Here is an 18978-nt window from a genome sequence, read left to right on the forward strand (position 1 = left end):
CACCAAAATCTACACCTCTCTATTCGTCGGCAGCGTCAGATGTGTATAAGAGACAGACCCCCGTCCCCGCCCAGCGCGACACCACCGCCACCAGCCGCGTCCCCGTAGGCGTGCCCGCGGCCCCCGCCCGCCGCCGGCGACTGGGCGCCGTCCTGTGGGGCGCGCTGGCCGTCGTGGCCGTCGGCACGGTGGCGGCCGGCGTGCTGTACCTGCTGCAGGACGGCGGCGGGGTGAAGGACATCCCCGGGATGTCCGACGACCCGGCCACGCCGTCCGCCTCCGCGGGCGGCAACGGCGCGGACAAGCAGAAGCCGCCGAAGGTCCCGGTGGGCTACCACCTCGTCACCGAGAAGGAGTTCGGCGTCTCCTTCCCCGTGCCGAACGGCTGGACCCGTCAGTACATGCCGGACCGCAACGAGGTCGACTACCTGGCCCCCTCCGGCCTCGTCGGCCTGAAGGTCAGTGTGCTGAACTTCGCCAGTTCGAATCACGTCCGCCACTTCGAGCAGGTCGAGCAGCAGTTGCAGAGCAAGTCGCCGGGGTACGAGCGGCTGCGGCTGCAGGACACCCTGTTCCGGGGGCAGCCGGCGGCGATCTGGGAGTTCACCTTCCAGGGCCGGGTGCGCGACTTCCGCGCCATCGATCTCGGCTTCGGCAAGGAGGGCGAGGACGAGTACGCGATCTACCTGTCGGCGCCGAAGGACCAGTGGCCGAAGTTCCAGGAAGTCTTCCAGGTGGCCCGCGACGGCTTCCGCTACAAGTGACAGCAGGTAGCGACAGGTAGCGACAAGCAGCGACCGGTAGCGACGAGTAACGCAAGTAACGGCCACCGGGGCGATCAGGGGTGGATCAGGGGTCGATCAGGGCCGACCCTGATGCCCGGACATCCGTCCGCATGTGACGATCGGGAGCATGACGACCGCTCCGCCCCGGACCGAGGGCCCCTACGCCCCGGCGCCCGACCCCGCAGAGCCGCCCCCGCGCCGCCTGTACCGCAGCGCCGACGGCCGGCTCCTCGGCGGCGTCGCCCGCGGCCTGGCCGGTCACCTGGGGCTGCCCGTCTCCTGGGTGCGGATCGTCTTCCTCGCCCTCTTCGTGGCGCAGGGCATGGGCGCGCTCCTGTATGCCGCGTTCTGGTTCTTCGTTCCCCTCGGGGTCGGCGGCGTCGGCACCCACCGGCACCCGGCGTACGGCCCGTACGCCCCGCCCGCCGCCTCCGAGGGCGCGGCCCCGGAGGGCTGGCGCCGCCGCTTCCGCCGCCTCGACAAGGGCCAGATCTTCGCCCTGATCGCGCTGGTCATCGGCGCGTCGGTGCTCGCCTCGCAGTTCCAGCTCGGCCGCGCCAACGCCTACCTCTGGCCGATCCTGCTGATCGGCGCGGGCGTCGCCCTGGTCTGGCGGCAGGCCGACAACGCCCGCCGTGCCCAGTGGCTGGAAATCGGCCGTCGCAAGGGCGTGCTCCCCGTAGTGCGCGGCGCGGCGGGTGTCCTCCTGGTCGGCATCGGGGTCACCGGCATCGTCGTCCTCCAGGGCTCGGTCCGGAACCTGGGTTCCGTACTGCAGGCCGCGCTCGCCGTCGTCGTCGGCATCGCGCTGCTCGCGGGCCCGTACCTGGTCCGCATGACACAGGACCTCTCCGAGGAGCGCCTGATGCGCATCCGCGCGCAGGAGCGGGCCGAGGTCGCGGCCCACGTCCACGACTCCGTACTGCACACCCTCACGCTCATCCAGCGCAGCGCGGACGACCCCCGGGAGGTCGCCCGCCTCGCCCGCGCGCAGGAGCGCGAGCTGCGCGCCTGGCTGTACAAGCCGGAGGGGCGCGGCAAGGACGAGGCCGCGGAGCCGGACCGCCTCGCGGATGCCGTACGGAAGGCCGCGGCGGAGGTCGAGGACCACCACGGCGTACCGATCGAGGTCGTGGTCGTCGGCGACTGCGCGCTGGACGAGAAGCTGGTCGCCCAGCTCCAGGCCGCGCGCGAGGCGATGGTGAACGCGGCCAAGTACGGTGGCAGCGGCGGCGCGGTGCAGGTCTTCGCCGAGGTGGAGGGCCGGACGGTGTTCCTCTCGGTACGCGACCGGGGGCCGGGCTTCGACCTGGACGCGGTGCCGGGTGACCGGATGGGCGTACGGGAGTCCATCATCGGGCGGATGCAGCGCAACGGCGGTACGGCGCGGCTGCGCTCGGCCCCGGACGGGGGGACGGAAGTGGAACTGGAAATGGAGAGGGCGGCCGCGGAATGAGCGCGACGGAAGCAGCACAGGGGAGCGGCGCGGAGGAGTCCCGGCGCGCGCGAGTCGTCCTCGTCGACGACCACCGGATGTTCCGTACGGGCGTCCAGGCCGAGATCGGCCAGACCGACTCGACCGGCGTCGAGGTGGTCGGCGAGGCCGCGGACGTCGACCAGGCGGTCACGGTCATCACGGCCACGCGCCCCGAGGTGGTCCTCCTGGACGTGCACCTCCCCGGGGGCGGCGGCGTAGAGGTCCTGCGCCGGTGCGCGCCCCTCATGGCCGCCACCGACCGGCCCGTCCGCTTCCTCGCCCTCTCCGTCTCGGACGCGGCCGAGGACGTCATCGGCGTCATCCGCGGCGGCGCGCGAGGCTATGTCACCAAGACGATCACGGGAGCCGACCTCGTCGACGCGATCTTCCGCGTCAAGGACGGCGACGCGGTGTTCTCGCCCCGCCTCGCGGGTTTCGTCCTCGACGCGTTCGCCAACACGGACGCCCCGCCGGTCGACGAGGACCTCGACCGCCTCACGCAGCGCGAGCGCGAGGTGCTGCGGCTGATCGCGCGCGGCTATGCGTACAAGGAGATCGCCAAGCAGCTCTTCATCTCCGTCAAGACGGTGGAGTCCCACGTCTCGGCGGTCCTCCGCAAGCTCCAGCTCTCGAACCGTCACGAGCTGACCCGCTGGGCAACGGCCCGCCGCCTGATCTGACGTCGTCGGAGGGCAGCCGGAGTTCGCACCACACGGTTTTGCCGATGCGGTACGGGCGGGGCTCGGCGCCCCACGCGTCCGCGAGGGCGGCGACGAGCGCGAGGCCCCGCCCCGACTCGTCGCCGGGCCCGGCGACCCGTGGCTCCGGCTGCGCGCTGCTCGCGTCGGCGACCTCGATACAGAGGGTGCCCGCCCGTACGAGTGCGCGGGCGCGCAGCTCGCGGCCGGGCGAGACGTGTGCGTGCCGGCACGCGTTGGTCATCAGCTCGCTGAGCAACAGCACGGCGGTGTCCGCGATTTCGTCGGGTACTTTCCACGACCGCGCCTGTGCGGCGAGCAGTGTACGCGCCCTCCCGACACTCCGTGCGCTCCTCGGCAAACGCCACTCGATGTCTTGGGGTGTTCCGTCGGTCATAGCCGCAGAGTGACCGCCTGGTCATAGCCTTGGGGAGTGACGGACCGGGTACCGCCGCAGTTGTACCCGGCCGGTACCCCCGGAGGTGGACGCGGTGACGGACGCGTGGCGCTACTGCGGTAACCAGGTCAAGCTGTGGCGTAACCATGCAGGCGTTTCGCGTGACGCCCTCGCCGCGGAGTCCGGCTATGCGCAGGACTCGGTGAAGTCCATGGAGCAGGGGCGCCGCCGCCCCACGGTGAAGCTCCTCGAAATCGCCGACGAAATGTGCGGCGCGCACGGGATGTTGCTAGCGGCGCGCGATTACTTGAAGCCGGCCCCCTTCCCGGCCCGATCCCATGAGTACATGGCGTTGGAGTCCGAGGCCATCGCCGTGCACTGGTACGAGCCGATACTGATTCCGGGCTTGCTCCAGACCGACGCCTACGCCCGAGTGCTGATGAGCGAGACCTACCCGCCTGCGGACGACGAGACGGTCGAGGAACGCGTGAGCGCCCGGCTGCGTCGGCAAGAGGCGCTGTCGTCCCGCCCCCGGGTCGTGTTCGACTTCGTCATCCACGAAGCCGCGCTACGGATGATGGTGGGCGGCATCAGGACCATGCGCCAGCAGATGCATCGGCTGCTGGAGGTCGGCGAGCTGCGGAACGTATCGATCCAGGTGCTCCCCATTGGCCGCTGCAGCGGGGTAGTCCTCATCGGCGGCATCGTCCTTCTGGAAACGGCCGAGCACGACCGGTACGCCTACGTAGAAGGCCAGCGGACGAGTGCTCTCTACGCTGACGTGGAGAAGGCCAGCGAGCTGACTCAGCGGCATGGCATGCTCCGCAAACATGCCCTCTGCGTCGAGGAGTCGGCCGAATTCATCAGGAAGGTGGCGGCGGAGCATGAGTGACGAGCTTGCTTGGTACAAGTCCAGCTACAGCGATGATGAGGGCGGCGCCTGCGTCGAGGTCGCTGAACACGCGGCACGCGTATACGTGCGGGACAGCAAGGAGCCCCTCGGCCCCCGTCTGGCGATAGCCCCCGCGGCCTGGGCGGCGTTTGTCGCGTACGCCGCCGGAGGCGAATAGGCGGATCAACGCGACCCCCGTCTACGGAGTACCGCCGTGGTGACCGGGGAGTGGAGCTCCCAGCCCATGGCCCGGTACAGGGAGAGACCGTCGTCCCGGGCCACCAGGACCCCCTGCGTCGCCCCCTGTTGCGCGGCGCGGGCCGCCAGGGCCGTCATCACGACCCGGCCCAGACCCTGGCGGCGGTGCGCCGGATCCGTACGCACGCGGTCGAAGACCGCCACCGTACCGGCCAGCGCGACCCGGCCGCCGGCCGCCACCTCACCCGTCGCGGCGAACGCACGCGCGTCGACGAGGCCGCCCTGGGCGACCGTCTCGACGACGTATCCGCCGGGCAGCACGGCTGGATCCGGCGGTGGCGCGGGCGCGGCGCCGGGCACCAACCCGTCCCGCAGCCCGTCGGGCACCCCATCGCGCGCCCCGGTGCGCAACGCGCGCCCCAGTGGGGCGGTCATCAGGTACTCCGGGGCCTGGAAGTCCCAGGACGCCGGCAGCGCGGGCTCGACGGCCGAGCGGGGCGCGCAGACCTTCAGCCACAGGCCGGGCGTGATGAGCGCGACGGACAGGCGGCGCAGTACCGCCGGGTCGGCCGCGGGCAGGACGTACCGCGCGACCTGGTCCGTGCGGCCGACGGCTATCCGGAAGCCGCCCGGTACCGCGACCGCGCCGTCCGCGCCGCGCGAACGTACCCAGCCGTCCACCCAGGCGCGTACGACCTCCGGCCGTGCCACAGGCACGCGGTGGTGCTCGGTCATTGTGTCCACGGACCCGATCGTATTGCGAGAGCTTCGCAATAGTGACGGTGGAATTCGGCCCCCTTGCATAACGCTGCCGGAGCCACCCGAATCCTTCAAAAATCAGGCTACTTGAGAGAGGCCGAGGGCCGTGCGGGTACATATCGGTGATGGTGTTCGGCTCTACTTCGATGTGGAGGGGGCCCAACTGGTGACGGACGGCCCGGACATGGCCGAACGGCCGACGATCGTGCTGCTCCACGGGGGTCCGGGGGCGGATCACACCCTGTTCAAGCCGGAGCTTTCCGCCGCGGCCGGTTTCGCGCAGGTCATCTATCTGGATCAGCGCGGAAGTGGTCGTTCCGTGCGCAGCGGGCCGCTGCAGTGGACGTGGGAACGGTGGGCGGACGACGCGATCGACTTCTGCGACGCGCTGGAGATCGAACGGCCCGTTCTCGTCGGTACGTCCAGCGGGGGCTGGGTCGCGCTGCTGGCGGCGATCCGGCACCCGGACCGGTTCGCCGGGCTGGTACTGGACAGCGTGATGCCCGGCGACACGTACGAACGGCTGGAGATGTTCGAACGGCTGGGAGGGGCGGAGGCCCGGGACGTCGCGCTGCGCTACTGGGCGGGGGACACGGGCGACGAGATGACCGACGCGTGGGAGCGGGTCTGCCTGCCGCTGTACTCGCAGCAGGCGGGCGGGGACGCGGCCGGCCGGGACCGGCTGCGCCGGGTGCGCTGGAACGACGACGTGCTGGACCACTTCCGGCTGGTGCTGGCGCGGGAGTTCGACCCTTGGCGCGGGCTGGACCGGCTGGCGTGCCGGACGATGATACTGGCGGGGGAGCAGGACCCGGTGGCGACCGCGTCGGCGGCCCGCCGCTTCGCGCACCGGCTGAGTCATACGGACGTACGGCTGCACGTACTGGCCAAGGCGGGGCACGGCGTCTTCCGCGAGGCGCCGAAACGGGCGATGGACCTGCTGCGGGACTTCGTGGTGAGCGGCCATGTACCGCGGCTGCATTGAGGATTGGGCCGGATGGGAACGGCCTGCCGAATTCCGACCGTAGGGTCGAATTCCGCGGGGGAATTGATTGACCGGGTGGTTGAGCGCTGGATCGTTTTCGTTACTGGTGTGGCGCCAGTTATCCCGAGTTCCGCCTCGCGACAGCAAAGCCGAAGGGGGACTCCGGGGGCGTGGCTGCTCGCGGTCGGTGCGGTACGGCGGCGGTCCGTAACAAGGGGGAGCGGGCCGCCGCCGTACCTCGGCGGGGGCGGCCGACGGCCGCCGGGGCGGAACCGACGGCGATGGGGAGCCGACCGCCTGAACGAGGACGCTAAACCTCCCGGCGGGCATTAGGCGGGGCATTGCCGGTACTTGTCCGTTCCGTTGCCATGGACTGGTCGCTTTCGGCCGCCGGGTGGCAGGTACCGACCGGTGGCGACTGGTGACGGACCGGGACAAGGACGGCAGCCCTGCCCGATGGCCGGGCCGAGGGCGGGGCTACGATCGACCACTATGGACGTAGTGATCAATGTGTTCGTCGCCCTGCACATCATCGGCATCGCCTCGCTGCTCGGCGGCTTCCTCACGCAGATGAAGGCGATGGGCGCGGGCACCGCCCGCTTCGTGCCCGCGATGCTGCACGGCGCGATCACGATGCTGGTGACCGGCGTCATCCTGGTCGGCCTGAACCAGATGCAGGACTACTCGGTCAACAACATCAAGATCGGCGTCAAGCTCGCCCTCCTGATCGTGATCCTGGGCCTGGTCTACGTGAAGCGTGACGAGGAGAAGGTGGAGAAGCCGCTCTTCGGGCTCGTCGGCCTGCTCACGGTGATCAACATCTTCATCGCGCTGCTCTGGACCTGAGCGCCTGCCCGGATTCGCCGGGCCCGGTGAACGTACGAACCGCGCGACTGCCCCGAGGGGGCGGCCGCGCGGTTCGTCTTTGTGGCCGGCGGGTACCTCAGGCCGGTCGTACGCTGAGGCCGATCGTGAGCTCAGGCCGGTCGTACGCTCCCGTAGATCGGCATGTAGTAGATCGACTCCACGCGGACGTTCGCGCCCGGCTTCGGCGCGTGGATCATCTTGCCGTCGCCGATGTACATCCCGACGTGGCTGATGTCGTCGTAGAAGAAGACCAGGTCACCGGGTTGCAGATCGCCCGTCGCGACGCGCGTGCCCACCTTCACCTGGTCCCAGGTCGTCCGCGGCAGCGAGACGCCCGCCGCCTTCCACGCCGCCTGGGTGAGTCCCGAGCAGTCGTACGACGTGGGGCCGGTCGCGCCCCATACGTACGGCTTGCCGAGCTGCGCGCGGGCGAAGGCGAGCGCCTTCTCCGCCTTGGTTGCGTACGAACCGTCGGGCACCCCGGAGCCTGACCCCGTCCCGGACCCGGTATCACCCCCGGAGCCGGACCCGCCGGTCGTACCACCCGATCCGCCGTCCTGCTGCTCCTGCCGCTCGCGCTCGGCCTGCTCCCGCGCCAGCTCCTCGGCCTTGCGCCGGGCCTCGGCCTTCTTCTTGCGGTCCAGCTCCGCCAGCCGCGCCTTCTCCTGCGCGGTCAGCCGGGACAGGAGCTGCCGGGCCTCGGTCAGCTTGTCCTGCACGTCCCGCTTGGACGTCTTCAGCGACTCCTGGGACTTCTGCAGCTCCTCCAGGCTCCTGGTCGCCTGCGCCCGCTTGCGCGCGGCCTGCGCCTGCTGGTCCTGGTAGTCGTCGACCGCCTCCTGCTGGCGGCCGGTGAGCCGCTCCATCAGGTGGTTGCGGTCCACGAACTGCTGCGGGTCCCGGGCCAGCATGAGCTGCGCGGTCGGGCTCAGTCCGCCGGAGCGGTACTGCGCGGAGGCGAAGGTGCCCAGCTCGCGCCGGGCCTCGTTCATCTTCTCGGTCCGCCGGGCCGCGGCCTCCCGCAGCTCGTCCACCTTCTCGCTCTGCGTGCCGGCGCGCTCCTTGGCGGCGTTGTACTTCTGGGTGGCGACCTCGGCCTGCCGGTACAGGCCGTCGACCTTCTTCTTGACCTCTTCTATGGAGGGCTTGGGGCTGCTGGGGGCCGCGTCCGCGCTCTGGGTGAGCAGCGTGACGGAGGCGAGCGCCGCGGTGGTGAGCCCGGCCGCCGTACGGCGGTGCGCGGGCACGGCGAGGATGCGGGTGCGCGGCTTGCGATGAGACGCCAAGGCCGGCGACTCCTTCCGTGGACCGCCTACCGGGTTAGCTGTCGGGTTCGGGCGTGTGCCGCATGCTGCGGCGTACTACGGAAGGTGCCCTACGGCCTGTGCGGATCGTTCCCCGTGCGGGTCGCTCCGTGCCGGCCGATTCACCCCGGTCGTACGTGTGGGTCCCCGGCTCCGGCTGTCGTGCGTACGAACAGTGCGTACGAACCGTGCATACGAGCTGTGCGCACGAACAGGCGGACTCGGCGGGGCGGCCCGTGCCGGCGCTTTCGCCGGGCGGTGGGGCGGGCTGCCCGGTCGGCACGGTAGCCAACTCGTGTGACTTCTGTGAAGGCTGATGTTCGATTTGCCCGATACATTTTCGTGACCTGATCGTGTCCGGGCCGATGACCGACCACCTGTGAACACGGATTGTCCGGTCTTGTTGTCCGTCCGTGAGTGCGGAGCGGGCCCCGTATCCTCCGCGCGCCCGCCGCGGGCGGCCCGTCGACCCCGGAATTCCGCGGTCCGGACCGCGTTGTCAGTGGGGCGGCCTAGACTCGGTGGGCGATGAGCAGCCTCTTTGACGACAGCTTCCTGGCGGACCTCGACCCCAAGGACGAGGAGCCGCCGCCTCCCGAGGACGAGGACCGTCCGGCAGCGGAGGAGGTGCCGCACGACCTCTTCGGCGGCCGCTATGACGCCCCCGTGCAGCGGGACGCGTACTACCGCGACGGCGCCGCCCGCCCCGCGGTGGACCCGGCCGCGCTGCTGGAGGGGCTGAACGACCAGCAGAAGGCCGCCGTCGTGCACAGCGGCGGTGCGCTGCTCATCGTCGCCGGCGCCGGCTCCGGCAAGACCCGCGTCCTCACGCACCGCATCGCGCATCTGCTCGGCGCGCGCGGCGTCCACCCCGGCCAGATCCTCGCGATCACGTTCACGAACAAGGCCGCGGGCGAGATGAAGGAGCGCGTCGAGGACCTGGTGGGCCCGCGCGCCAACGCCATGTGGGTGTCCACGTTCCACAGCGCCTGCGTGCGCATCCTGCGCCGCGAGTCCAAGAAGCTGGGCTTCACGTCGTCGTTCTCGATCTACGACGCCGCCGACTCCAAGCGCCTGATGGCCCTGGTCTGCCGCGACCTGGACCTGGACCCCAAGCGCTTCCCGCCCAAGTCCTTCAGCGCCAAGGTCTCCAACCTCAAGAACGAGCTCATCGATCACGAGGACTTCGCCGGGACGGCTGCTGACGGCTTCGAGAAGACGCTCGCCGAGGCGTACGCGATGTACCAGGCACGGCTGCGCGAGGCCAACGCCCTGGACTTCGACGACATCATCATGACGACGGTGAACCTGCTCCAGGCGTTCCCGGACGTCGCGGACCACTACCGCCGCCGCTTCCGGCACGTCCTGGTCGACGAGTACCAGGACACCAACCATGCGCAGTACACCCTCGTGCGCGAGCTGGTCGGCCCCGGGACGCCCGAGGTGCCCGCCGCCGAGCTGTGCGTCGTGGGCGACGCCGACCAGTCGATCTACGCCTTCCGCGGCGCCACGATCAGGAACATCCTCCAGTTCGAGGAGGACTACCCGGACGCGACCACGATCCTGCTGGAGCAGAACTACCGCTCCACGCAGACGATCCTCTCGGCCGCCAACGCCGTCATCGAGCGCAATGAGAACCGCCGCCCGAAGAACCTCTGGACGGACGCCGGCACGGGTCCGCAGATCACCGGCTATGTCGCCGACACCGAGCACGACGAGGCGCAGTTCGTCGCCGACGAGATCGACCGGCTGACGGACGCGGGCGACACCAGGGCCGGCGATGTGGCGATCTTCTATCGTACGAACGCCCAGTCCCGTGTCTTCGAGGAAGTCTTCATCCGGGTCGGGCTGCCCTACAAGGTCGTCGGCGGCGTGCGCTTCTATGAGCGCAAGGAGGTCCGGGACGTCCTCGCGTACCTGCGCGTGCTGGCCAACCCCGAGGACGCCGTCCCGCTCCGCCGCATCCTGAACGTGCCGAAGCGCGGCATCGGCGACCGCGCCGAAGCCATGATCGAAGCGCTCGCGCTGCGCGAGAAGATCACCTTCCCGCAGGCGCTGCGCCGCGTCGACGAGGCGTACGGCATGGCCGCGCGCTCCTCGAACGCCGTCAAGCGCTTCAACACGCTCATGGAGGAGCTGCGGACCATCGTCGAGTCCGGCGCCGGCCCCGCGACCGTCCTGGAGGCGGTCCTGGAGCGTACGGGCTATCTGGCCGAGCTCCAGGCGTCCACGGACCCGCAGGACGAGACCCGCATCGAGAACCTCCAGGAACTGGCGGCGGTCGCCCTCGAGTTCGAGCAGGACCGCGATGAGGACAATCCGGGCACGCTCTCCGACTTCCTGGAGCAGGTCGCGCTGGTCGCCGACTCCGACCAGATCCCCGACGAGGACGAGGAGGGCACGGGCGTCATCACGCTCATGACCCTGCACACGGCGAAGGGCCTGGAGTTCCCGACCGTCTTCCTGACCGGCATGGAGGACGGCGTCTTCCCGCACATGCGCGCGCTCGGCCAGACCAAGGAGCTGGAGGAGGAGCGGCGGCTGGCGTACGTCGGCATCACGCGCGCCCAGGAACGCCTGTACCTCACCCGCTCCACGATGCGCAGCGCCTGGGGCCAGCCCCAGTACAACCCGCAGTCCCGCTTCCTGGAGGAGATCCCCGACCAGTACGTCGAGTGGAAGCGCACCGGCCCGGCGACGCCGTCCGCGTCCATGGGCGGGCTGTCCTCCGGCCTGTCCGGCGGCGGCTTCGGGGCCTCGTCCTCCGTCTCCTCCTCGCGCAGCAAGGCGGGGCCGAGCGGCTTCGCGACCCGGCGGGCGAAGGACCGCCCGGTGGTCGCGCTGGCGATCGGCGACCGCGTCACGCACGACAGCTTCGGGTTGGGCACGGTCGTCGGCGTCAAGGGCAGCGGCGACAACGCCGAGGCCACGATCGACTTCGGCGGCGAGAAGCCGAAGCGGCTGCTGCTGCGGTACGCGCCGGTGGAGAAGCTGTAGTCGTACGTTGGCGGGGACGCCGTAGTCGTACGCACCGCAGGCGGCCCGCCCCCGGAGGGGCGGGCCGCCTGCGTGTTGCTCAGTTCGGGGTTGCTCAGTTCGGGTTGATGCCCTTGGAGCGCAGCCAGGGCAGCGGGTCTATCGCGTCGCCGCCGTCGGGGTGCACCTCGAAGTGGAGGTGCGGGCCGGTGGAGTTGCCCGAGTTGCCGGAGTACGCGATGACGTCTCCGGCCTTGACCGTGCCCGAGCGGATCTTCGCGCTGCTCAGGTGGCAGTACCAGGTCTCGGTGCCGTCCGGCGCGGTGAGCTCCACCATGTTGCCGTAGGCGGGGTTCCACTTGGTGACGACGGTGCCGTCGGTGGCGGCCATGACCGGAGTGCCGTAACTGACCGGGAAGTCGATGCCCGAGTGCAGCGACATCCAGTTGACGCCGGCCTGCCCGAAGAGCGCGCTCAGCCCGTGCTGCTTGACCGGCAGCGCGAACTTCGGCCGCAGCGCCTCCTTGCGCGCTGCCTCCTCCGCCCGCCTCTTCTTCTCGGCGGCCTCCCGGGCCTGCAGGTCGAGACGTTCCTGCGTACGACTGGCACGGTCGGCGAAGTCGTTCGCGTCCGCGCTCAGGTTGGAGAGCTGGGAGTCCAGCTTGTTGTTCGCGGCCGACGGCTTCACCGCCGAGGCTTCCGAAGCGGCCTGTACGGCGGTGTTGTCCTCGTCCTTGTCGGTCGCACCGGAGACGGAGGCGGCGGCCACGGCGCACACGCCCATGGCGGCCACGGACGGCACGGCGACGGTCAGCAGCGCGGACTTCTTCGGCGTCCGCCGCCGGCCCCGGCCGCCGCCGCTCCCGGCTTCCCGCCGGGCGGCCCGACGGCCACCGGGGGCGGCTGCGGAAGAACCGGGGGGAGCGCCTTCGGGCGCGGCTTCGGGGGAGAGGGTGGGGGTGGGGATGATCGCGGTGACCGAGGAGTGGAGATCGCTGTCGGTCGCGTCTTCGGCTCCGGCTCCGGCTTCGGGGTCGGCCAAGTCATCGACGGTGAAGACGGCGGTGGACTCGGCAGCGGCCTCGAACTGACCGGCTTCGATGTGGCTGTTGTCGAACTGGCCGGTGTCGAAGGAGCCGGTGTCGAACTGGCCGGTGTCGAACTGACCCGTGTCGAAGGGGCCGGTCCCGAACTGGGTCGCTTCGAACTGGGGCGTTTCGAACTGCGCGTCCTGCGGGGTGGCCTCGTAACCGCCGGCAGCCGGCCAGGCACCGCCGACCGTGTCGTACGCACCGGTGTCATACGTCCCGGTGTCGTAGGCACCGGTCACGTCGTACGCGCCGGTGTCGTAGGCACCGCTCGCGTCGTATGCCCCGGTGGTGTCGTACGTACCGGTGGCGTCGTGCGACGGGTACGCATACGGGTCGTACGTACCGGTCTCGTACCCCGCAGGGTAGGTGCCGCCGTCGTACGTTCCGTTCGCCTCGTACGCACCGCTCACGTCATACGCGCCGGTGTCGTACGTCCCGCTGTCGTACGGGACCGCACCGTAGGCGTCGTACGTACCAGTCACGTCGTACGCACCGCTCGCGTCGTACGCGCCGGTGTCGTAGGTACCGGCGGCATACGCACCGGTGTCGTACGTGCCGGTGGTGTACCCGTCGTACGCGGCGTAACCGAGCTGGGCGTCCTGCTGCTCGTGCGACTCGTAGCCGGGATAGGACCCGTACGAGGCGTCAGCAGCAGAGCCGGTCGGGTCTGGGTTCCCCGACGGGTGACGGTCGTTCACCACCAACTTCTCTTTCGCCTCGGCAGCAGGAGAATTAGCGGCGACTGTACCCGGCGGTATGCGATGGCGACAATCTTCCGTAGGTTTCGGGCCCTTCCAGACCGGGCATTTGGCCGTCTTTCGGAGGACGCCCGGCATGTTCTTGGCGCGACGTTCGGTGAATGTTCGACATCGATTGGCGTAGGCGTCGTGATCGGAAAGCGGGCCGGCACACGAGGTGGGGCCCGGATCCGAACGGGATCGGCCGACAGGCCGGGCGGTGTGGTCAGGCGACGGACGCCTGGTCGGGCGCGACCTCGTCCGCCGCGCCGCCGGGATTCTCCGACTGGGCCGGATTCGTCGGGTCTGCCGAGGCCAGCGCCTCGCGGATGCCGGCCGCGACCGTGCCGTTGACCGGAAAGGCCAGATGTCCGACACCGGAGACATGGATGTTCCGGCTCCGCAGATCGGCATGATTGATCTTTGCCGTCTCGGTCGGAACCATCATCTGATCGAGATCGCTCCAGAAGCAGACGAAAGAGGTCCGGCAATTCGGCGCGGGCCGGGCCAACTCCTTGATCACGTCGGAATCCGTCCGCATCTGGCGCACGAGCGGATGCGCGGGCAGCAGCGAGGCGAGCCGGGTGCCGCCGTGCGGGGTGCCGAGCGTGACCAGCGTCCGGATCCGCGCGTCCCCGCCCAGCCGCTGCACGTAGTACCGCGCGATCAGGCCGCCGAGGCTGTGGCCCACCAGGTCGATGCGCCGGTGACCGGTGCGCTCGCAGACGTCCTCCACATGCCGGCCGAGCAGCTCAGCGGCCTTGCGTATGTCGCAGGTGAGAGGGGAGTAGTTGAGCGCCTCGAGGTGGCACCAGCCGTGCCGGCGCAGCGAGCGGCGCAGCAGTACGAAGACGGAGCGGTTGTCGATGAAGCCGTGCAGCAGGAGCACCGGCGGATGCGACCGGCCCTCGGTCGGCAGCATGGCGGGCGCGGGCAGCGAGTCCGCGGCCTCGGCCGCCGGCCGTCCTGACCGTCCCGGACGTCCTGACTGCCCCGATACGGCGGATCCGGCCCCGGTTCCGGAGTCTGCGTCCGTTTCTGTCGCGGTCTGAGGCCAGGCGTTTGATCTCCCGGTGCTCGTCCCAGCGCTCGCCCCGGCGTGCGCCCCCGTATTCGCCCCGGCGTTCGTCGTTCCCGCCGGGGCCGTGGCGGTCTTGGCCGTGGTGGCCTTCGGACCGGTCTTCGTGTGTGCGGACGGCGATCGTCCGGCATCGCGTACTGCCTCGGCGTCCGAGCCCGCGGCCGAGGCCGCACGGGCTGCCGCTGCCGCGGCCTGCTCCTGCGAGACGCCCGTGGGGTACAGCAGGAGGTGCCCGGCGAGCACCGCCAGCTCCCAGACCGTGACGCGCAGCATGGCGGCGGAGGGGCGGATCAGACAGCAGAGAAAGGGCAGGGCCTTCATCGGCCGACCTCCGAACGGCACGCGGAGGACGCCTCTGTCCCCCGTCATGCCCTCATGGGGAGCCGTTGGGTGCGTACACGGTCCCTGTGCACCGTGCTCGCCGATGACGTCGAGGTACCGGCGCGGACTCCGGCGGGTGTTACCCGACGAGAGCCCCGCGGCTGCTGCGCCTGCGGTGTGTGCCGGCCGTACTGTCCGTTCCGTCTCTCCCGGCCGGCCTGCCCGTACGTGACGCGGTACCTCTTCCCCGCACACCGTGCGTGTGCATGGGGCCTGTACGTACCCGGAATGCGCACTGCCGTGCCGCGCGGCTCCGGCGCGGCGGTGCGGCAATCTGCTGCGGCTCCCTGCGCCGCCCCGCAGACGCCCCCGCCGCCTTGCGGCGGCGGAGGAGATGCGGCGTACGACGCGTAGCGAACGTGTCCCACGTGTGATTTCCCCCTCCCTCCATGTCGCGAAACGGCTCCGTACGCGATGCTGGGGATAACGTTCGTTCACGCTGGCGGCCGCCCTGGCGGCCGCATATTCGGTTGTCGGCTCGACGGCGCTGGTCAAGGCCGGTGCCGCGCTTGGCTTGGAGGCAGTGATGGGTGTGACTGGTCCGATCCGTGTGGTGGTGGCCAAGCCGGGGCTCGACGGCCACGACCGTGGAGCCAAGGTCATCGCGCGGGCCCTGCGGGACGCGGGCATGGAGGTCATCTACACCGGGCTCCACCAGACTCCGGAGCAGATCGTCGACACCGCGATCCAGGAGGACGCCGACGCGATCGGCCTCTCGATCCTCTCGGGGGCGCACAACACCCTCTTCGCGAAGGTGATCGAACTGCTCAAGGAGCGCGACGCGGAGGACATCAAGGTCTTCGGCGGCGGCATCATCCCGGAGGCCGACATCGCGCCGCTCAAGGAGCAGGGTGTCGCCGAGATCTTCACTCCGGGCGCCACGACGGCCTCCATCGTTGAGTGGGTGAACGCGAACGTCCGCCAGCTGACGGCCTGAGCGGGCCTCCGCCCGCCCGGGCCCCGACGCCGAACCCGGTGTTCGCCCCGGCCCCGACCCCGACCCCGGCCCGGGCGCGGGACGCCCCCGCGCCCGAGCGCTCGTCCGCGCGCCTGCCGCAGGCGGCGGCCAGGGGGCGGCTGCCCGGGGGCTCACGGTCCCGCTCCGGCGTGCCCGGAGTCCGCCCCGGCGTGCGGGGCGTCCCTCCCGGTCAGTTCCGCGTGCATCGTGGCGCGGAGCCGGAGCGTGCCGACCAGCCGCTGGAAGGCCTCGGACCAGTAGCCGTCCGCGCCGGGCGAGCCGTCCTCCGGCTCGCCGCCCTGCGCCGTGAGCATGTCGAGCCGGTCCGCCGCGGCCGGGTCCAGACACCGTTCGGCCAGCCCCATGACCCCGCTGAAGCTCCACGGATAGCTGCCGGCGTCCCGCGCGATGTCCAGCGCGTCGACCACCGCCCGGCCGAGCGGCTCGGCCCACGGCACGGCGCACACCCCCAGCAGCCGGAACGCGTCCGACAGTCCGTGCGACGCGATGAACTCCGCCACCCACGCCGCGCGTTCCCCCGCGGGCAGCACCCCCAGCAGCTTCGCCGCATCCCGCGACGACCCGGCCTCCCCATCGGAAGCGGCGATACCGGGAGCAGCGCTGCCCGATATTCCGTTGCCGGCTGCGGTCGGGGCGCCCAGGAGCGCCCGTGCCCAGGCGGCGTTGCGCTGGCGCACCGCCGCCCGGCACCAGGCGTCGTGCACCTCCGTCCGCCGCCCGTCCGCCACCGGCAGCGCGACGATCTCCTCCGGGCTGCGGCCTCCCAGTAGTCCCGGCCACACCCCGAGCGGTGTGGCCTCGAGCAACTGGGTCATCCACCACGCCCGTTCGCCCCGGCCGGCCGGGGCCTTCGCCACCACCCCGTCCCGTTCCATCCCCGCGTCGCAGGCCCGCGGCGGCGTCACGACGAGGACCGGGCCCGCGGTCGGCTGCTCCCGGTCCGCGCCGTCGTACTCGGCCGCTTCGTCGAGCCGGAGGCAGGCCGTGGCGCGTTCGGCCATGCGGGATGCCAGAGCGGACTCCGGCAGGGCGGAGAGCAGTTCGGCGGCTGTCGCCCGGACGTTACGGCTGCGGTCGGACAGCGCCTTCTCCAGGAACGGCTCGTCGGCCGGCGACAGCCCCTCGCGGAGCGAGTCCAGGAACATCAGCCGGTCCTCGGCCCGTTCGGTGGACCACGTGCCCGCGAGCAGCGCCAGGCCCGCCGCCGGATCGAGGCGGCGGGTCGCCGACAGCAGCGCGACCCGCTCCGCGAACAGGCCCTCTTCCCAGAGGCGTTGACTTGCCGCGTGGTCCTGTCGCGCGGGCAGTGCCGCCGCGCCGCCGATCCCGCGCAGCGCGAACTTCCAGTCGTCGTTCAGCCGCGCCAGCCACAGCGCCCGCGGCCCGGCCAGCGCGAGCGCGGCCGGCTGCAGGTCCGTACGGGCCCGGGCCGCGTCCAGCAGGGCCGGCAGCAGTGCGGCGGGCGCGCGGTACCCCTGCTCCCCGGCCGTCGCGAGCCACTGCGGCAGCAGCTCCGTCAGGTCGGGGGCCGCGCCGCGCCGGCTGCCCGCATGGCCGCCCCGGTCGGCCAGCAGCAGCGCCAGCCTGCGCCGTGCCGCGTCCGGCAGCTCGGGTCGCGGGTCCGGCGGGGCGACGGCCGGCCGCTCCGCGGCGGGCGCGGGGCGCAGGCCCGCCCGCCGCCGTACCGTGCTCACCGCGGCCGCGTCCAGCAGCGCGGCGGCGGGCTCCCGCCCCGCATGCACCGGCACCGGCGCGGCCCGCCGCTCCGTCCCGAGCAGCGCGGCACTCACCAGCTCCCCCCAAGAAGCCATCCGGTCCCCCTTCTGGACGGTCACGCTCCCGCTGGTTTCTCTCGTCTCATTCACGGCGTCCCTCCCCTCCCGTCGGTCGTTCGGCTCCGAGCCGTTCTCACAGCGCCACCGGCGCCGGGTCCCATGTCGTCAGCGGGACGAAGCCCCGGTGGCCGCACTCGCCGAACACGGTGAGGGGGCCGCCGCCGGATATCGCGGCGAGCTGCCACAGGCCCGCACCGCCCTCGCAGCGAGGGTCCACGGGCAGCGCCGACTCGCCGTCGGCGTCGGCCAGTTGCCACCCGGTGCCCGGCCGCCCCGGCGTGGGCGGCCGGCCCGGTATCGGTACGACGTCGGCCAGCACCACCGGCCAGGAGTCCAGCCACGGGTCGTCGCGCAGCGCGTCACCGTACGCGGCGAGCGCGGCGTCCGCGCCGCACCCGGCCGGTACGCCGCCGGGAGCGGCCGGTGCGTACCGCTCGCCCACGGCGACGCGCAGCGGGCGGGCGCCCGGGTAGTACGTCAGATCGGCGTCCAGGACGAGCCCCGGCGGCAGGGCGAGATCGTGCGCCCGCCCGGGGCCCGCGAAGGAGAGGTGCAGCGCCATCCGGCCCGTCCGCTCGCCCCGCATCCATATGCGCCGCGTGGTCAGCTTGCCCTGCGGGCCTTCCTCGCGGTCCTGCTGCGACAGCACCAGCCAGCGGTCCCGCACCGTCCGCTCCTCGGACGCGGCCGCGGGACCGGACGCATCGGTCGTCAGGCCCACTCGCGAGCGGACCGTGGCCGCCAGCGGCTCCGGAAGCCGCTCGATACCAAGGAGCCCCTCGTCGAGCAGGTGCAGCAGCGCGCATTCCTCCAGCAGCCGGGACGGCCAGTCGGCGCCGGAGCCCGGGATGGACCCCAACTCCCGCACCCGGGCCGCCAGTCCGGGCGCCTGGGCGTCCACCATGCGGGCCGCTGTCTCATCCCAACTGCCGTACCCCGCGCGGTCCGCCGCGGCCAGCCCGGACCGCAGCAGGTCGGCGAGGCGCCGCTCCAGCTCCTCGGCCCCCGCGCCGACCCGCTGCGCCCGGCGCTCCGCCCGCCGGCGCGCCCCCTCCGGGTCCGCGAGCCCCTTACTGCCCTTGTCCTTGCCCCCGTCCTTGTCCCCCTTGCCGGGCCGGTCCTCGCGGTGCTCGCGCCGCCCGGACAGCCACTCGGCTACCCACAGCGGCGGCTCGCCGCCCGTCACCACACCCCCGTCATCCCCGTCGGAGCCGTCCTCTCCGGCCCACAGCAACAGCAGTCCCAGCGCGTGCTTGCACGGGAACTTGCGGCTCGGGCAACTGCACTTGAAGGCAGGCCCCGTCGTGTCCACCATCGCTCGGTATGGCGTGCTCCCGCTCCCTTTGCACACGCCCCACACCGCTCCGTCGCCCGCGCCCGCCTCCGACCACGGGCCGGGCGTCGCGAGCTTGCCGCCGGCCTTGCGCGACGCCGCGTCGGGCGCCACCGCCAGTACCTGCTCGGTCGTCCAGCGTTCCCCCTGCGCTCGGGGGTTCGGGGTTTTCTCCCCGTCCATTCCCAGCATGTCGAAAACGC

Annotated in this window: 16 protein-coding genes and 1 riboswitch; of the genes, 9 read left to right on the top strand and 7 right to left on the bottom strand. The window is 71.6% G+C overall.

The window, feature by feature from the left end; translation table 11 throughout:
* Positions 1-41 precede the first annotated feature (41 nt).
* The 3 genes from IG84_RS0121870 to IG84_RS0121880 all read left to right on the top strand — a co-directional run bounded on the left by IG84_RS0121870 (position 42) and on the right by IG84_RS0121880 (position 2942).
* A complete protein-coding gene (locus IG84_RS0121870; RefSeq protein WP_157848927.1) occupies positions 42-764 on the top strand; it encodes a hypothetical protein in 723 nt (240 codons plus the stop codon).
* Positions 765-912: 148 nt separating this feature from the next.
* Positions 913-2241 carry a PspC domain-containing protein gene (locus IG84_RS0121875; protein WP_031059793.1) on the top strand — a complete coding sequence of 443 codons (1329 nt, stop codon included), beginning with the start codon at positions 913-915 and terminating at the stop codon, positions 2239-2241.
* A complete protein-coding gene (locus IG84_RS0121880; RefSeq protein WP_031059796.1) occupies positions 2238-2942 on the top strand; it encodes a LuxR C-terminal-related transcriptional regulator in 705 nt (234 codons plus the stop codon). Before IG84_RS0121875 ends, IG84_RS0121880 begins: the two co-directional genes overlap by 4 nt.
* Here IG84_RS0121880 and IG84_RS40015 read toward each other — a convergent pair.
* Entirely contained in the window at positions 2842-3357 is a 516-nt protein-coding gene (locus IG84_RS40015) for an ATP-binding protein (RefSeq protein ID WP_078649191.1), read from the bottom strand. The two genes, IG84_RS0121880 and IG84_RS40015, sit on opposite strands and share 101 nt — an antisense overlap.
* A gap of 94 nt (positions 3358-3451) precedes the next feature.
* Here IG84_RS40015 and IG84_RS0121885 point away from each other — a divergent pair, with 94 nt between their 5' ends.
* Both IG84_RS0121885 and IG84_RS0121890 read left to right on the top strand, forming a co-directional pair.
* Entirely contained in the window at positions 3452-4249 is a 798-nt protein-coding gene (locus IG84_RS0121885) for a helix-turn-helix domain-containing protein (protein ID WP_031059800.1), read from the top strand.
* Positions 4242-4427, top strand: a complete 186-nt coding sequence (locus IG84_RS0121890) for a DUF397 domain-containing protein (RefSeq protein WP_031059803.1) — start codon at positions 4242-4244, stop codon at positions 4425-4427. The genes IG84_RS0121885 and IG84_RS0121890 overlap by 8 nt, the downstream gene beginning before the upstream one ends.
* Before the next feature lie 5 nt (positions 4428-4432).
* Here IG84_RS0121890 and IG84_RS0121895 read toward each other — a convergent pair whose 3' ends face one another.
* Positions 4433-5182, bottom strand: a complete 750-nt coding sequence (locus tag IG84_RS0121895) for a GNAT family N-acetyltransferase (protein ID WP_051862188.1) — start codon at positions 5180-5182, stop codon at positions 4433-4435.
* 190 nt (positions 5183-5372) lie between these two features.
* On the opposite strand from IG84_RS0121895, the gene IG84_RS0121900 reads away from it, so the two are divergent.
* Both IG84_RS0121900 and IG84_RS0121905 read left to right on the top strand, forming a co-directional pair.
* On the top strand, positions 5373-6191 hold the full coding sequence (locus IG84_RS0121900; protein ID WP_051862190.1) for an alpha/beta fold hydrolase: 819 nt from the start codon (positions 5373-5375) through the stop codon (positions 6189-6191).
* Positions 6192-6683: 492 nt separating this feature from the next.
* On the top strand, positions 6684-7037 hold the full coding sequence (locus IG84_RS0121905; RefSeq protein WP_031059812.1) for a hypothetical protein: 354 nt from the start codon (positions 6684-6686) through the stop codon (positions 7035-7037).
* Between the two features lie 131 nt (positions 7038-7168).
* Here the strand turns inward: IG84_RS0121905 and IG84_RS0121910 are convergent, their stop codons facing one another.
* On the bottom strand, positions 7169-8344 hold the full coding sequence (locus tag IG84_RS0121910) for a C40 family peptidase (RefSeq protein WP_031059815.1): 1176 nt from the start codon (positions 8342-8344) through the stop codon (positions 7169-7171).
* Between the two features lie 8 nt (positions 8345-8352).
* Positions 8353-8539: riboswitch (cyclic di-AMP (ydaO/yuaA leader) on the bottom strand.
* Between the two features lie 351 nt (positions 8540-8890).
* On the opposite strand from IG84_RS0121910, the gene pcrA reads away from it, so the two are divergent.
* Positions 8891-11359: a DNA helicase PcrA gene (gene pcrA, locus IG84_RS0121915; RefSeq protein WP_031059818.1), complete on the top strand. Its 2469-nt coding sequence runs from the start codon at positions 8891-8893 to the stop codon at positions 11357-11359.
* A gap of 94 nt (positions 11360-11453) precedes the next feature.
* Here the strand turns inward: pcrA and IG84_RS0121920 are convergent, their stop codons facing one another.
* Positions 11454-13127, bottom strand: a complete 1674-nt coding sequence (locus tag IG84_RS0121920; RefSeq protein WP_031059821.1) for a M23 family metallopeptidase — start codon at positions 13125-13127, stop codon at positions 11454-11456.
* Positions 13128-13392: 265 nt separating this feature from the next.
* Positions 13393-14568 (bottom strand): alpha/beta hydrolase, encoded by a 1176-nt coding sequence (locus tag IG84_RS42345; RefSeq protein ID WP_245659507.1) that lies wholly within the window; start codon positions 14566-14568, stop codon positions 13393-13395.
* 586 nt (positions 14569-15154) lie between these two features.
* Here IG84_RS42345 and icmB point away from each other — a divergent pair.
* Positions 15155-15565, top strand: a complete 411-nt coding sequence (gene icmB, locus IG84_RS0121930; RefSeq protein ID WP_030254259.1) for a coenzyme B12-dependent isobutyryl CoA mutase small subunit — start codon at positions 15155-15157, stop codon at positions 15563-15565.
* Between the two features lie 152 nt (positions 15566-15717).
* On the opposite strand, the gene IG84_RS0121935 is transcribed toward icmB, so the two are convergent.
* Positions 15718-17418 (bottom strand): DUF5691 domain-containing protein, encoded by a 1701-nt coding sequence (locus IG84_RS0121935; protein ID WP_051862236.1) that lies wholly within the window; start codon positions 17416-17418, stop codon positions 15718-15720.
* Between the two features lie 97 nt (positions 17419-17515).
* Positions 17516-18958: an SWIM zinc finger family protein gene (locus IG84_RS0121940; protein WP_031059833.1), complete on the bottom strand. Its 1443-nt coding sequence runs from the start codon at positions 18956-18958 to the stop codon at positions 17516-17518.
* Between the last annotated feature and the right edge of the window lie 20 nt (positions 18959-18978).

This window comes from Streptomyces ochraceiscleroticus, assembly GCF_000720485.1.
GTDB classification, from domain to species: Bacteria; Actinomycetota; Actinomycetes; order Streptomycetales; family Streptomycetaceae; genus Streptomyces; species Streptomyces ochraceiscleroticus.